The 13,775-nt window shown below is 53.5% G+C and carries 15 protein-coding genes and 1 rRNA gene; 1 reads left to right on the top strand and 15 read right to left on the bottom strand.

Features of this window, described 5'->3' with window-relative positions; genetic code table 11:
* Window positions 1–76: ribosomal RNA gene (gene rrf, locus AAE045_RS18870) — 5S ribosomal RNA — on the top strand; the annotation flags it as partial.
* Between the two features lie 100 nt (window positions 77–176).
* On the opposite strand, the gene AAE045_RS18875 is transcribed toward rrf, so the two are convergent.
* The 15 genes from AAE045_RS18875 to aroQ all read right to left on the bottom strand — a co-directional run bounded on the left by AAE045_RS18875 (window position 177) and on the right by aroQ (window position 13,625).
* A complete protein-coding gene (locus AAE045_RS18875; RefSeq protein WP_455549025.1) occupies window positions 177–935 on the bottom strand; it encodes an amino acid ABC transporter ATP-binding protein in 759 nt (252 codons plus the stop codon).
* A gap of 8 nt (window positions 936–943) precedes the next feature.
* Window positions 944–2,044, bottom strand: coding sequence for an amino acid ABC transporter permease (locus AAE045_RS18880; protein WP_455549026.1), 1,101 nt, complete (start codon window positions 2,042–2,044; stop codon window positions 944–946).
* A gap of 9 nt (window positions 2,045–2,053) precedes the next feature.
* A complete protein-coding gene (locus AAE045_RS18885; protein WP_455549027.1) occupies window positions 2,054–3,235 on the bottom strand; it encodes an amino acid ABC transporter permease in 1,182 nt (393 codons plus the stop codon).
* Window positions 3,236–3,305: 70 nt separating this feature from the next.
* Entirely contained in the window at window positions 3,306–4,331 is a 1,026-nt protein-coding gene (locus AAE045_RS18890) for an amino acid ABC transporter substrate-binding protein (RefSeq protein ID WP_455549028.1), read from the bottom strand.
* 550 nt (window positions 4,332–4,881) lie between these two features.
* Complete coding sequence (locus tag AAE045_RS18895; RefSeq protein WP_202306212.1) at window positions 4,882–5,103, bottom strand: hypothetical protein; 222 nt, start codon at window positions 5,101–5,103, stop codon at window positions 4,882–4,884.
* A gap of 294 nt (window positions 5,104–5,397) precedes the next feature.
* The gene (gene fis / locus AAE045_RS18900; RefSeq protein ID WP_000462905.1) at window positions 5,398–5,694 is read right to left on the bottom strand and encodes a DNA-binding transcriptional regulator Fis; all 297 of its coding nucleotides are present in this window, start codon (window positions 5,692–5,694) and stop codon (window positions 5,398–5,400) included.
* 24 nt (window positions 5,695–5,718) lie between these two features.
* Window positions 5,719–6,684, bottom strand: coding sequence for a tRNA dihydrouridine synthase DusB (dusB, locus tag AAE045_RS18905; protein WP_455549029.1), 966 nt, complete (start codon window positions 6,682–6,684; stop codon window positions 5,719–5,721).
* A 376-nt stretch (window positions 6,685–7,060) separates the two neighbouring features.
* A complete protein-coding gene (locus AAE045_RS18910) occupies window positions 7,061–7,801 on the bottom strand; it encodes a carbonic anhydrase (protein ID WP_455549030.1) in 741 nt (246 codons plus the stop codon).
* A gap of 166 nt (window positions 7,802–7,967) precedes the next feature.
* A complete protein-coding gene (gene prmA, locus AAE045_RS18915; protein ID WP_455549031.1) occupies window positions 7,968–8,849 on the bottom strand; it encodes a 50S ribosomal protein L11 methyltransferase in 882 nt (293 codons plus the stop codon).
* Between the two features lie 11 nt (window positions 8,850–8,860).
* On the bottom strand, window positions 8,861–10,315 hold the full coding sequence (gene panF, locus AAE045_RS18920; RefSeq protein WP_455549032.1) for a sodium/pantothenate symporter: 1,455 nt from the start codon (window positions 10,313–10,315) through the stop codon (window positions 8,861–8,863).
* The gene (locus tag AAE045_RS18925) at window positions 10,305–10,547 is read right to left on the bottom strand and encodes a YhdT family protein (protein WP_455549033.1); all 243 of its coding nucleotides are present in this window, start codon (window positions 10,545–10,547) and stop codon (window positions 10,305–10,307) included. The genes panF and AAE045_RS18925 overlap by 11 nt, the downstream gene beginning before the upstream one ends.
* 146 nt (window positions 10,548–10,693) lie before the next feature.
* Window positions 10,694–11,125 (bottom strand): hypothetical protein, encoded by a 432-nt coding sequence (locus AAE045_RS18930; RefSeq protein ID WP_455549034.1) that lies wholly within the window; start codon window positions 11,123–11,125, stop codon window positions 10,694–10,696.
* Between the two features lie 190 nt (window positions 11,126–11,315).
* Window positions 11,316–12,662, bottom strand: coding sequence for an acetyl-CoA carboxylase biotin carboxylase subunit (gene accC, locus AAE045_RS18935; protein WP_271128051.1), 1,347 nt, complete (start codon window positions 12,660–12,662; stop codon window positions 11,316–11,318).
* Window positions 12,663–12,672: 10 nt separating this feature from the next.
* Complete coding sequence (gene accB / locus AAE045_RS18940; protein WP_202306198.1) at window positions 12,673–13,152, bottom strand: acetyl-CoA carboxylase biotin carboxyl carrier protein; 480 nt, start codon at window positions 13,150–13,152, stop codon at window positions 12,673–12,675.
* Between the two features lie 20 nt (window positions 13,153–13,172).
* The gene (aroQ, locus tag AAE045_RS18945) at window positions 13,173–13,625 is read right to left on the bottom strand and encodes a type II 3-dehydroquinate dehydratase (protein WP_455549035.1); all 453 of its coding nucleotides are present in this window, start codon (window positions 13,623–13,625) and stop codon (window positions 13,173–13,175) included.
* Between the last annotated feature and the right edge of the window lie 150 nt (window positions 13,626–13,775).

Raw genomic sequence — 13,775 nt, forward strand, 5'->3', positions numbered from 1 at the left:
CGAACTCAGAAGTGAAACGCCGTAGCGCCGATGGTAGTGTGGGGTCTCCCCATGCGAGAGTAGGGAACTGCCAGGCTTCAAATAAAAGAAGGCCATCCGCAAGGATGGCCTTTTTGCTTTGGGAAAGGCACAACATTCCGGCTAAAAAGGCCGCGAAAGCGGCCTTTGCTTTGATATTAATGAATAACCTGAGACAGAAAAGCGCGGGTTCGCTCAGATTTCGGATGAGCGAAGAACTCATCCGGCGCTGCCTGTTCCACTATCTCACCCCGATCCATAAAGATCACTCTATCCGCCACCGTTCTGGCGAAGCCCATCTCATGGGTCACGCACAGCATTGTCATACCCGACTGCGCCAGGCCAATCATGGTATCCAGCACTTCCTTAACCATCTCCGGATCGAGTGCGGACGTTGGCTCATCAAACAGCATGATCTTCGGTTTCATGCATAACGAGCGTGCAATGGCCACGCGCTGCTGCTGGCCGCCGGAGATCTGCCCTGGGAATTTATGTGCATGTTCGGCAATACGCACTCGTTCCAGATAGTGCATGCCCAGCGCCTCAGCCTCTTTCTTTGGCATCTTTTTGACCCAAATGGGGGCCAAAGTACAGTTCTGCAAAACGGTAAGATGCGGGAACAGATTGAAGTGCTGGAAGACCATCCCTACCTCCGTTCTGACCTTTTCTATATTGCGCAGATCGTCATTCAGCTCCGTTCCGTCAACAACGATTCGCCCTTGCTGATGCTCTTCCAGATGGTTTATGCAGCGAATGGTCGTAGATTTCCCCGAGCCTGACGGCCCGCAGAGAACGATTCTTTCGCCCTGCTTTACCTTCAGGTTGATATCCTTAAGCACGTGAAACTGTCCGTACCACTTGTTCACATTTTCCAGCATGATCATCGCGTCAGCGGGTTGCAGTGTAATTTGACTCATATTCATCCTCAGTGCGGTGCCCGCCCGGTGTTAAAGCGCTTTTCCAGATGCTGGCTGTAGCGCGACATACTGAAACAGAAAGCCCAGTAGATCAGGGCTGCAAAAACATAGCCTTCCGTAGACATCCCCAGCCATGCGGGATCTACCGTGGCCTGCTGCACGCTGCTGAACAGATCGAACAGGCCGATGATGATCACCAGACTGGTGTCCTTGAACAGGGCGATGATGGTGTTCACAAGGCCCGGGATCACCATCTTCAGTGCCTGAGGCAAAATCACCAGCCCCTGAGTTTTCCAGTAGCCTAAAGCTAAAGACTCCGCCGCTTCGTATTGCCCTTTTGGCAGTGCCTGTAGCCCACCGCGCACAACCTCTGCGACATAGGCTGACTGAAACAGGATCACCCCTACCAGCGCACGTATTAGCTTATCGATGCTTGTTCCTTCCGCCAGAAACAGCGGCAGCATGACCGATGACATAAACAGGACCGTAATCAGCGGAACGCCGCGCCAGAACTCAATAAACACGACGGAAAGGATCCTTACCACCGGCATCGTTGAACGTCGTCCAAGCGCCAGTAAGATCCCCAGCGGTAATGCTCCTGCAATCCCGACGGAGGCAATGATCAGCGTTAATGTCAGTCCGCCCCACTGGCGAGTCTCCACTCGTTCCAGACCGAGAAAGCCGCCGTAGAGCAAGATCCACACAACCAGCGGGTAGATAACGGCCCACGCAGCGATATAGCGACCGCGGCGCGGCATGGCGCTCCAGAACATAGGCGCGACAGACACCAGACCGATGATTAATGCGAGGTTGATGCGCCAGCGCTGATCGTGGGGATAAAGCCCATACATGAATTGCCCAAAGCGGGCGTGAATGAAGACCCAGCAGGCACCTTCTTTGGTGCAGTCGGCTCGTGTTTCACCTATCCAGTTCGCCTGGAAGATTGTCCAGTTCAGCAGCGGCGGGATCAGTTCCCACATCATCCAGATACAGAACAGCGTTAGCAGGCTGTTGGTCCAGCTGGAGAACAGGTTTTTGCGGGTCCACTGTATCGCGCCCGAACGAACGATCTTTGGTGGCGCCTGATGGGAGATTAATGCTTTCGTCATCATGGTTCCTTAGCGTTCAACCAGGGCTATGCGGCGGTTGTAGATATTCATCAGCAGGGAGATAGTCAGGCTGATAATCAGGTAGACCGACATCGTAATGGCGATGGTTTCGATGGCCTGTCCGGTCTGGTTGAGCACCGACCCGGCAAACAGCGACACCATATCCGGGTAGCCGATGGCGGCCGCCAGCGAGGAGTTCTTGACGATGTTGAGATACTGGCTGGTTAACGGTGGGATAATGACCCGCATCGCCTGTGGAATGATGACCTGGCGCAGCGTGACCTGATTCGGCAGCGCAAGCGAACGTGCAGCCTCGTGCTGGCCGTACGGCACCGACTGAATACCCGAGCGGATGATCTCGGCGATAAACGCGGAGGTATAAACCGACAGCGCCAGCGTCAGTGCAGCTAGCTCCGGGATCAGCACCATCCCACCACGGAAGTTAAAACCACGCAGGGCTGGAACATCCCAGTGCAGAGCCGCGCCGAAGCCCCACTGTGCGAGCATGGGTAAGACTATCAGTAGCGCAAGCGCAACGGGCCAGGTACGGCGAAGCTGGCCGGTTTTAACCTGATGCATCTTATTGAAGCGATAAAGCCCGGCGGACACAACCAGCGCGGCAATGATGGCTACGACAAAAGCGATGGCACCTTCGCCCATTTGCGGGGAAGGGATATACAGCCCGCGATTGCTGAGAAACAGCAGATCGAAGGCGCTGACGGCCTGGCGCGGCCCGGGCAGATTACGCAGCACGGCAAAGTACCAGAAGAAGATTTGCAGCAGCGGCGGAATATTACGGAACGTCTCAATATAGAGGGTAGAGAGTTTGCGCAGCAGCCAGTTTTCCGACAGGCGCGCAAGGCCCAGGAAAAAGCCAATAAATGATGCAAACACAATACACAGCGCGGAAACCAGCAGGGTATTCAGTAGCCCGACCACGAACACCCGGCCATAGGTATCGCCCTGCTCATAGTCGATAAGATGCTGGACGATGCCAAAACCGGCGGCCCGGTCGAGAAACGCAAAGCCTGAGGTGATGCCACGATTATTAAGGTTGGTGACGGTGTTATGTATCAGGTAAACCGCGATGCCAACGACAATGGCGACCGCGATAATCTGAAACAGCCAGGCACGAACCGCGGGATTAGAGAAGGAGAAGTCTCCTTTTACGGCTGGGCGGCGATGGAGCATAAGCAAACCTCAGTAACATAAAATCTGACTCTGGGCGCTACCTGCGCAGCGCCCGTTTCTGACGTTTCGCTTAGCGAACTGGCGGAGCGTACTGAATACCACCTTTGTTCCACAGGTTGTTCTGACCGCGTTTAATTTTCAGCGGGCTTTCCGCGCCGACGTTGTGGTCGAAGATTTCAGCGTAGTTACCGACCTGCTTAACGATGTTATAAGCCCATTTATTATCGAGCTTCAGGTCTTTCCCGAAGTCACCCTCTTTACCTAACAGATGAGCCATATCCGGCGTGGTTGGGTTAGCGGCCATCTGGTCGACGTTTTTGGAGTCGACGCCCATCTCTTCGGCGTTCAGCATGGCGAACAGCGTCCAGCGCACGATGGCGAACCACTCTTCATCACCGCGGCGCACTACCGGGCCCAGCGGTTCCTTAGAGATAACTTCTGGCAGGACAATCCATTCAGCCGGATTGCTCAGCTTGATGCGCAGTGCGTACAGCTGGGACTGGTCAGACGCGAGCGTGTCGCAGCGGCCGGACTCCAGCGCTTTCGCAGATTCATCGGAACGGTCGAAGGTCACCGGGGTGTACTTCATGTTGTTCGCTTTAAAGTAGTCGGCGACGTTCAGCTCGGTATCCGTACCGGCCTGGATGCAGACCGTGGCGCCGTCCAGCTCTTTAGCACTCTTCAGGCCCGCTTTATTGTGGGTCAGGAAGCCAATGCCGTCGTAATAGGTCACGCCGGTAAAGATCATGCCCATGCCGCCATCGCGGGATGAGGTCCAGGTGGTGTTACGTGAAAGAATGTCGACTTCGCCAGATTGCAGCGCCGTGAAGCGTTCTTTGGCGGTCAGCGGCGTGTATTTAACTTTCGAGGCATCTCCAAATACCGCAGCGGCAACGCCGCGGCAAACGTCCACATCAATACCGGAAAATTTACCGCTCGCATCGGCATAAGAAAAACCAGGCAAACCGTCACTAATTCCGCATTGCACAAAGCCTTTCTTTTTTACTGCATCAAGCGAGGTCCCGGCATGAGCCTGACCCGCAACCGCTAACAAGGATCCGGCTGCGACCAGCGTGGCGAGTATCATCTTTTTCATAATGCATCCTGTGTGGCGAAATTATCGTTATATTTTGTGGCGTCCCGGAGGCGCCGTTACCTGTCTGTGGCATCAGCCAGTCTGGGTAAAGCAAAGGTAATGCCAGGTTTGCGCTCGGCAATATGCGTGTACGGCCGCGCGCAGTAAGCTGAGTGTAGACAGGAAAAGGAGCGCTCAACGCCCCGTCGCGGTGCAAAACTGAAACCTGCGCCACATTTCAGAGCAAAATAGTTTCAGGATTTGATCGTGCGGAAAGAACTAATTTCAGGCGTTAATAGTAGCAATGATAGGGTTCGTGCGGAGTTGTGAGAATTATCACGCGGTGCGCTGCAAATGAATGTAGCAGCCACGTTTTGAGTGATTTGTTTCACGTTTGCCGGGAGAGAGACGTTCCGGGGCGAGGCTTAAAATTTACATGTCCCCAACTGGCTGCACTTTAAGAATGCAGAGCAAAAAAAAGCGCGAGTTAGACTCGCGCTCAGATTGCTGATGAAGCCTTTTCACAGTAAATGTCATCCGACCTGCGAAGGCTTCATAAAATCGTTTACGGCTATTTGGTCAGGGCAACGATGCCCAGGGTCAAACCTGCCAGGGCCGCTGCGCCTCCGGCAATGGCGCCTGCCGTTTCCCAGTTATCCTGGGTTGTCCCTTTCATGCAGGTATTGGTGTGCACCAGACGGCCCTGGTCATCATAGACCGGCACGCAGGGGGAGTTAGTCGCACAACCAGCCAGAAGTGTCGAGAGCAGCGCTGCCGCGATTAGCTTTTTCATTTTCAACCTCATTGATACCAATCCGAAGCAGGGAGAACTCTCGATGGTGCGAAGTGTTCGCACTGTGTCCTCACAAAGTCCACCTCGGTGTGAATGTGCTTATTTTATCACCGCCATTACGCCGTACGCAGAGGGCAATAATTGCAATTCATGTGCTGTGTAAACAAAGTGGAGGTAAAGCCGCAGGGCGGGAAAATTATGGAGAGAAAAAGGAGGGCGGCAGGATTTAAACAATAAAAAAGGCGCATCCCCATGCCGAGTAGCGCCTTCTTAAACAACACTAACTGACTAGTATCAGTTCATGCCGTATTTTTTCAATTTTTTGCGCAGCGTACCACGGTTGATGCCCATCATCAGGGCAGCGCGGGTCTGGTTGCCACGGGTGTATTGCATCACCATGTCCAACAATGGTTGCTCTACTTCAGCCAGTACCAGCTCATACAGATCGTTTACATCTTGACCATTCAGTTGAGCAAAATAGTTCTTCAGTGCCTGTTTCACGGAGTCACGCAGGGGTTTTTGGGTAACCTGATCCTGAGAGTTAACGGTAGAAACGGTCAGTACGTCAGAATTTACGCGTTGTTCGAACATAGTTCTGTCAGCTCTTTATTTCTATTACGCAAAATTTTCGAAGTATGCCTCCAACGCCGCAAGCTGTTCGCCTGCATCTTCAATGGCGTTGAATGTGCGCCGAAACTGGTCATCTGGAGCGTGTTCCTGGAGATACCAGGATACGTGTTTGCGCGCAATTCGGTATCCCTTAACATGACCATAAAAGTCATGAAGTTCCCGAATATGTGCACAAAGTAAGCGCTTTACCTCTGCCAGAGGCAGGGGAGCAAGCAACTCTCCAGTGTCCAGATAGTGCTGGATTTCCCGAAAGATCCAGGGTCTTCCCTGAGCTGCACGTCCTATCATCAGAGCATCTGCCCCTGTATAGTCGAGCACAGCTCTGGCTTTAAGCGGGTCAGTAATGTCACCATTCGCGATAATCGGAATGGAAACTTTCTGCTTAACTGCCCGAATGCTGTCGTACTCAGCGTCTCCCTGGAATAAACAGGCGCGGGTGCGTCCATGAATTGTCAGGGCCTGAATGCCACAGTCTTCAGCCAGTTGGGCAATCTCTACACAGTTACGGTGCGCCGTATCCCAGCCGGTGCGAATCTTTAAGGTCACAGGAACATCCACTGCCTTCACCACCGTCGTCACGATAGACTTCACCAGACTCGGATACTGCAGCAGCGCTGAACCTGCCAGCTTGCGATTCACCTTTTTGGCCGGGCATCCCATATTGATATCAATAATCTGGGCGCCGTTTGCCACGTTAATACGTGCGGCTTCTGCCATCTCTTCAGGATCGCTGCCGGCAATTTGCACGGTGCGAATACCTGGTTCATCCACATGCACCATCCGTAAACGGGATTTGTCGCTCGCCCAAACTTCAGGGTTGGAGGACATCATCTCGGAAACGGTTAAACCTGCTCCCATCTCGTAGCACAGGGTCCTGAATGGTCTGTCGGTAATGCCAGCCATAGGTGCTGCGATAAGGCAATTTCTGAGCTGGTGGTGTCCGATGCGCATGAGTTAAGAAATGACCATACTGTACCTGCAAGGCGGCGTATATTACGCATTTTTTACACGAGATGAAAGGACAAACTTTGAGCAATCCGCTGTTGTAGATCAATGAATCATTAAGCTTCCGATAAACGAAATTTTAATTTATTTAAATATCATTGATTTAGCTGATATTGAATGATTTGTGCTCTTTTAAAATTAGCGAAAAAACAGCAGCGATTAACCACTATTTAAAGCCTGTGAGCGAGATAAACTGCTGCATAAATAGGCTGTTTTAGTGCTTTTATGCGATGAAGGTCGCAATTTTGCGGGCTTTTAGTTCAGGATTTTGCCCCGTGAACCGCAGATGAAATACGGGGCACGGGCCCCGCTAAGCGATTAATTATTCAACAATTACCCGACCGTGCAGCGGCTGTACCGGTCGGTTATTGTCATGATGCATAACATCCGTGAATTGTTTGAGCTGCTGTGCCGACAGGGTGACGGGATGCTTCATCACCAGCCAGCGGACCCCTTCAGAACAAGGCGGCGTCGTTAGCGAGCCGCTGAAGCGATAGTGGGTCAAATCAGCGGGCAGCAGCTTATTCACATCAATTTTCTGCTTTAATGCGGAAGACTCTTCTGCCTTCGCAGGCATGGCCTGCCAAAGCTTCGCCAGCTCTTCGTTTGCGGCACCGGTTTCAAACATCACCGCCACGACGGCTATTTCACCGTCGGCATTCTTATGCACCATATGCATTTCCATCGCGTAGTGCTTCCCGTGCAGCGTGTTTTCGCTCGGAGCGTGGAAGTGTACCTGCTGTAACTGGAAGGCAACATCGTCAATTGTGACGATATCCTTCGCCTTCTCAGCAAACCCCGCCTGGATGGTATGGCCGTTATTAATGATGCTAATCGGCGAGTCGGCGTAGGCTGTGTTTAACGGGCGAAGATGGGCCTGCATGGCCTTATTAATATCGATGGGTGACTGATTCATACCCTGTCGGCAAAGCTGGTTGTTCGCGTCAATTTCGCTCCAGTGCTCCGGAGAATCCTTGCCCTCATAGCTCCAGTGCGAAGCCATGGCAAACGCTGGCAGCATGCCCGTAATAAGAAGTGCAGCGACTCGTAACTGTGTTTTCATAGATTCATTCCCTGATTGGACTTATGTTTTTGTATGTTTTAATTCAATGAATTAAAGCGATTAATTATAAATCCAGACGCGGCGGGAAGCAGGGGCGAAAGATGGCGAGGGAAAAGATTCGGAATATGCAGCGCGGCCGGACAGCCACGCTGCAATAAGATTTAAATCAGCGTTTGATACCCGTAATGCGGCACCACTCTTCTTTTTCGGCAACAGGATCGAGCGTGAATTTGTCCGCGTAGGCTTCGCAAACGCCTTCTGCCTGGCTGGCCAGCACGCCGGACAGCCCCAGGAAACCGCCCTCAACAGGCAGCACGCTGATTAACGGCGCAAGCTCACGCAGCGGGCCTGCCAGGATGTTTGCGACCACGACGTCGGCGCTCATCGCTTCTGGCTGATCCTGCGGGAGGTAAAGTTCGAGGCGCTCAGAGACGCCGTTGCGCTGGGCATTGTCACGGCTGGCCTGAATTGCCTGAGGATCGATGTCGATACCGATGGCTTTCGCCGCGCCCAGCTTCAGCGCAGCAATGGCAAGGATGCCGGAACCGCAACCGAAATCAATGACTGTCTTGCCAGCCAGGTCCAGCCCGTCGAGCCACTCAAGGCACAGCGAGGTAGTCGGGTGAGTGCCGGTACCGAAAGCCAGCCCAGGGTCGAGCATGACGTTGACCGCATTCTCATCCGGCACGTCGCGCCAGCTTGGGCAAATCCACAGGCGCTCGCCAAAGCGCATCGGGTGGAAATTATCCATCCACTCGCGCTCCCAGTCTTTATCCTCGAGCTGCTCGATTTTATGAGGGAAGCCCTGACCCAGCAGCGGGTGATTCTCAAGAATGGCGACCACCTCTTTCATGTCCGCTTCCGCGTCAAACAGGCCCGTCACGTTGGTATCGCCCCACAGGCGGGTTTCCCCCGGCAGGGGCTCAAACACCGGCGTGTCGTGGGTATCCTGGAACGTTACGGACACCGAGCCGCTTTCAATCAGCGCGTCACCCAGCTCTTCTGCGCTGGCACCGGTGGTATTAATCTTCAGTTGGATCCATGGCATGGCGAAACTCTTTATTTATCAGTAGTTGAAACAAGCGCTGGCGCGGGGACGCTATGACCGAAGCGGTTCCCAATCAGGAAGGCCAGCAAACTTAATAGTAGTGAAGGAACGATAGGGTGGAAGCTGAACAGCTGGATATTAAAGCTCGCCAGCACCGCATACAGCACGCCGCCGACGATCATGCCGCTGAGCGCGCCCGCCGCGTTCGCCCGTTCCCAGTAGAGGCCCAGCACCAGCGGCCACAGGAAAACGGCTTCCAGGCCACCGAAGGCCAGCAGATTCAGCCAGATGATCATCTCAGGTGGACGCCACGCCGCCAGCAGCAGCAGTGCTCCCAGCGCCAGGGTAATCACCGAGGACATCAGCTTCAGGCGCTTCTCGTTGTGGATTTGCTCCGGGCGCATATTGAGGTAGAGATCTTTAACGATTGTCGCCGAGGACTGCAGCAGCTGAGCGTTGATGGTCGACATAATAGCGGCCATTGGCGCGGCGAGGAAAATCCCGGCGGCAACAGGCGGCAGCACGGTCACCATCAGCGTTGGGATCACCAGATCCGGCACGTTCAGGTCGGGCAGTACCGCCCGGCCCAGCGCACCCGCCAGATGCATACCAAACATTAAAATTGCCACCACGATGGTGCCAATAATAATGCCACGGTGAACGGCTTTGCTGTCTTTGTAGGAGATGCAGCGCACCGCGGTGTGCGGCAGGCCAATGACGCCAAAGCACACCAGCACCCAGAACGAGGTCATAAACGCAGGCGACAAAATGTTGTCGGCGCCCTGCGGAGAAACCAGTTTCGGATCGATGTGCTGCAGCTTGTCCACCGCACTGTGCAGACCACCTGCGGCATGAATCACGCCTATCAGCAGCAAAACGGTGCCGACAAGCATCACCATTCCCTGCATGGCATCGTTAAGCACGCTCGCCCTGAAGCCGCCGAACGCGGTGTACAACGCAATGCTGATGCCGAAAATTAACAGGCCAGTTTCGTAAGGGATGCCCGCAGCGGTTTCCAGCAGGCGGGCACCGCCGATAAACTGTACCGTCATCGCGCCTACAAAGGCCACCAGCAGGCTCAGGCTCGCCAGCCAGATCAGTAGGCGGCTCCGGTAGCGGGCATAAAGCATGTCGTTGAGCGTTACCGCGTTGTAGCGGCGCGCCAGAATGGCAAATTTCTTGCCTAAAATGCCCAGCGACAGCCAGACCGCGGGCAGCTGGATCATCGCCAGCAGCACCCATCCCAGGCCGTATTTATAGGCCGCCCCCGGCCCGCCGATAAACGAACTGGCGCTGATATAGGTGGCGGTAAGGGTCATCGCCAGCACGAAGCCGCCCATTGAGCGGCTGCCGAGGAAATATTCATTAAGGAAGTTGCCGGTGCTGCGGCGGCGCATGGCGTAAACGGACAGGCCGAACACCACCAGCAGATAGGCGACCAGCGGCAGAATCACTTCAAGCTGCATTGTCATCCTCCAGCGGTATGTCGCGGAAGATGAATTTCACCATCGTCCAGCACAGCACGATAAAGACCAGAGGTACCAGCAGGCAGGCCATTTCAAACCAGTGCGGCAGGCCGGTCGGACCGATCTCGTTTCCAGGTAAGTAAGCAGCCACTAACCAAGCTGTAAGGTAGGCCAGGGTTAGCCAGAGCGCCCAGCGCGCTTCTTTATGGGCCTGAACAAAACGCTTGTCCATTATTATCCCTTGAGTTCGCGGAAAGCGGCGATTGTAGCGCATTGACGCTGGCGGAGAATAAAAAAAGAAAACCACCGGATAGGGTAAGTCGCTGTCAGCGGAACAGATATGCCCCCGTATCAAGGTATACGGGGGCGTAGCGACAATTAGTCCTGAGTCACTTCCACTACAGAAACTTCATCAATATCGAGAGTCTCATCAGTCAGTTCGGAATAAGCCGCCTGGAAATGCAGGCGATACGCACTGTAGTCATAATCCACCGTAAACTGGACGTTCATGTCGGTCCAATTCTCCTGCGGTGACAGGCTTTTGATAATCTCAACTGATTCATTTGAATTGCTGTTAAAGATATGTACCGTACCGCCGATAATGCCACGGTATTTGAACGTCAGCATGAAGCTTTGATTTATGCCTAAGCCGATATCCTGATAGGTGGATTCAGAAGGGAAGATCTGGCAGTACTGATTGGTTACCGTCTCCGATTCCTTTTTAACACCCCCCTCGTTAATTGCCGTCATGTTCCATGCGCTGGAGCCCGTTGTTTCAAAATCACCGTCACGAACCAGATTGGTACTCATAGTCTTATCCTCTGTGTTGATAGTTAAAAGTTATTGGTAGCGAAAGATTCGCTGAGGAGAGGGTCGGTTTTCAGAGGCGAACGGTCAAAACACATCGCATCAGCAGAGGATAAATGATGGAAATGATGGCGGGTAAAAATAAAAAAAGGCCGGATAATCCGGCCTTCTGAACAGCGTGACGTAACGAAAACTAGTCCTGAAGACCCAGCTTCTTCTCCAGATAGTGGATGTTGGTGCCACCCTGCTGGAAGTGTTCGTCATTCATGATACGGGTCTGCAGCTCAACGTTGGTTTTGATACCGTCGATGATCAGCTCCGCCAGGGCATTCTTCATACGAGAGATTGCCACTTCACGGGTTTCGCCGTAGCAGATCAGTTTGCCAATCATGGAATCATAATATGGCGGCACTGTGTAACCGGCATAAATATGAGATTCCCAGCGCACGCCAAAACCACCTGGTGCATGGAAGCGGGTGATTTTGCCCGGGCTTGGCAGGAAGGTGTTCGGGTCTTCGGCGTTGATACGGCACTCTACCGCATGGCCTTTAACGTGAACTTCATCCTGCTTGATGGACAGTGGCTGACCGGCCGCAATGCGCAGCTGCTCTTTGATCAGGTCAACGCCGGTGATCATTTCTGTTACCGGGTGCTCAACCTGAATACGGGTGTTCATCTCAATGAAGTAGAACTCGCCGTTTTCGAACAGGAACTCGAAGGTACCCGCGCCGCGATAGTTGATATCCACACAGGCTTTCGCGCAGCGCTCGCCGATGAACTTACGCAGCTCAGGCGTGATGCCCGGCGCTGGCGCTTCTTCGACGACTTTCTGGTGACGGCGCTGCATGGAGCAGTCACGTTCTGCCAGATAGATTGCGTTGCCCTGACCGTCTGCCAGTACCTGAATTTCGATATGGCGTGGGTTCTCGAGGTACTTCTCCATATAGACCATGTCGTTGTTGAAAGCAGCTTTTGCTTCCGCACGGGTCATATTAATGGATTGTTCCAGCTCCGCGTCGTTACGCACAACGCGCATACCACGACCGCCGCCGCCGCCGGAGGCTTTGATAATAACCGGGTAGCCGATGCGTTTCGCATGGGCACGGTTTTTATCCATATCGCCATCCAGTGGGCCGTCAGAGCCTGGCACGCAAGGTACGCCAGCTTTCTTCATCGCGTTGATCGCAGAAACTTTATCGCCCATCAGGCGAATAGTGTCGGCGCGCGGACCGATGAAGATAAAGCCTGAACGCTCAACCTGCTCGGCAAAGTTGGCGTTTTCAGACAGGAAGCCGTAGCCCGGGTGGATCGCCACTGCGCCGGTGATTTCTGCCGCAGAGATGATTGCCGGGATATTCAGATAGCTTTTTACGGACGGAGCCGGGCCAATACAGACCGTCTCATCCGCCAGCAGTACGTGTTTTAAGTCGCGGTCCGCGGTGGAGTGTACGGCGACAGTCTTGATGCCCAGTTCTTTACAGGCACGAAGAATACGCAGGGCGATCTCACCACGGTTAGCGATAACAATTTTATCCAGCATGTTCGCCTCGTTACTCGATGACGACCAGCGGCTCGTCAAATTCTACCGGTTGGCCGTTTTCAACCAGAATGGCTTTCACCACGCCTGATTTGTCAGCTTCGATCTGGTTCATCATTTTCATTGCTTCAACGATGCACAGAGTGTCGCCGGCGTTAACTTTCTGGCCAACTTCAATAAACGCTTTCGCATCCGGGCTTGGGGTACGGTAGAAAGTACCGACCATCGGGGAACGTACGATGTGACCACTGACTTCAGCAGCGGCTGGAGCTTCCATGGCCGGGGTAGCGGCAGGAGCAACAGCGTTAGACAGACCAGGTTGCGGCTGTGGCTGGTACATTGGCGCAGCGAAAGCTTGCTGCATCATCGGGTAGCCCGCGTTAGGCGCGCTACGGCTGATGCGAACAGACTCTTCGCCTTCAGAAATTTCCAGTTCGGAGATGCCTGATTCTTCAACCAGCTCGATCAGTTTTTTAATCTTACGAATATCCATGAGTGGGTTCCGTACTCTTGTTAGATGGATTTTGACAGGCGTTTGACCGCCGTCTGTAGTGCATATGAATAACCGTCGGCGCCTAATCCGCAGATCACACCGACAGCTTTATCAGAAAGATACGAATGGTGGCGGAACGGTTCGCGCGCATGCACATTGCTCAGGTGGATCTCGATAAACGGGATACTCACCGCCAGCAGGGCATCACGCAGCGCAACGCTCGTATGCGTAAACGCGGCCGGATTAATCAGGATAAAGTCGACGTTGTCTTTCGCCTGATGAATTCGGTCGATTAGCGCATATTCCGCATTCGATTGCAGGTGGCTGAGCGACACGTTAAGGCTTTTCGCTTCGTTCTCAAGCGCGTTAACAATCTGTGCCAGGGTCTGGTCGCCGTACTTGTCCGGCTCGCGTGTACCCAGCATGTTCAGATTAGGACCGTTCAAAAGCAAAATGTGAAAATTACCCGACATCGTGCTGCCATCTCCCGCAATTTGTAGGCATTTTACAAAATATACCTAAGTTGCTCGGTTGTCACCTTCAGACCCTGAAAATGGCCTGTCAGAAAAACCAAAGTCGCACATTATAACGATTTCGTAGCATTTGGCAGCTAAATACTGGTC

The sequence above is a fragment of the Dryocola clanedunensis genome (genome assembly GCF_038405435.1).
GTDB classification, from domain to species: domain Bacteria; phylum Pseudomonadota; class Gammaproteobacteria; order Enterobacterales; family Enterobacteriaceae; genus Dryocola; species Dryocola clanedunensis_A.

What these genes read in the sequence shown, in the direction of transcription:
- AAE045_RS18875 (WP_455549025.1), bottom strand. Translation starts at nt 935, where the DNA reads ATGAGTCAAATTACACTGCAACCCGCTGACGCGATGATCATGCTGGAA.
- AAE045_RS18890 (WP_455549028.1), bottom strand. Translation starts at nt 4,331, where the DNA reads ATGAAAAAGATGATACTCGCCACGCTGGTCGCAGCCGGATCCTTGTTA.
- AAE045_RS18885 (WP_455549027.1), bottom strand. Translation starts at nt 3,235, where the DNA reads ATGCTCCATCGCCGCCCAGCCGTAAAAGGAGACTTCTCCTTCTCTAAT.
- accB (WP_202306198.1), bottom strand. Translation starts at nt 13,152, where the DNA reads ATGGATATTCGTAAGATTAAAAAACTGATCGAGCTGGTTGAAGAATCA.
- aroQ (WP_455549035.1), bottom strand. Translation starts at nt 13,625, where the DNA reads ATGTCGGGTAATTTTCACATTTTGCTTTTGAACGGTCCTAATCTGAAC.
- AAE045_RS18880 (WP_455549026.1), bottom strand. Translation starts at nt 2,044, where the DNA reads ATGACGAAAGCATTAATCTCCCATCAGGCGCCACCAAAGATCGTTCGT.
- panF (WP_455549032.1), bottom strand. Translation starts at nt 10,315, where the DNA reads ATGCAGCTTGAAGTGATTCTGCCGCTGGTCGCCTATCTGCTGGTGGTG.
- prmA (WP_455549031.1), bottom strand. Translation starts at nt 8,849, where the DNA reads ATGCCATGGATCCAACTGAAGATTAATACCACCGGTGCCAGCGCAGAA.
- AAE045_RS18895 (WP_202306212.1), bottom strand. Translation starts at nt 5,103, where the DNA reads ATGAAAAAGCTAATCGCGGCAGCGCTGCTCTCGACACTTCTGGCTGGT.
- fis (WP_000462905.1), bottom strand. Translation starts at nt 5,694, where the DNA reads ATGTTCGAACAACGCGTAAATTCTGACGTACTGACCGTTTCTACCGTT.
- AAE045_RS18930 (WP_455549034.1), bottom strand. Translation starts at nt 11,125, where the DNA reads ATGAGTACCAATCTGGTTCGTGACGGTGATTTTGAAACAACGGGCTCC.
- AAE045_RS18925 (WP_455549033.1), bottom strand. Translation starts at nt 10,547, where the DNA reads ATGGACAAGCGTTTTGTTCAGGCCCATAAAGAAGCGCGCTGGGCGCTC.
- accC (WP_271128051.1), bottom strand. Translation starts at nt 12,662, where the DNA reads ATGCTGGATAAAATTGTTATCGCTAACCGTGGTGAGATCGCCCTGCGT.
- AAE045_RS18910 (WP_455549030.1), bottom strand. Translation starts at nt 7,801, where the DNA reads ATGAAAACACAGTTACGAGTCGCTGCACTTCTTATTACGGGCATGCTG.
- dusB (WP_455549029.1), bottom strand. Translation starts at nt 6,684, where the DNA reads ATGCGCATCGGACACCACCAGCTCAGAAATTGCCTTATCGCAGCACCT.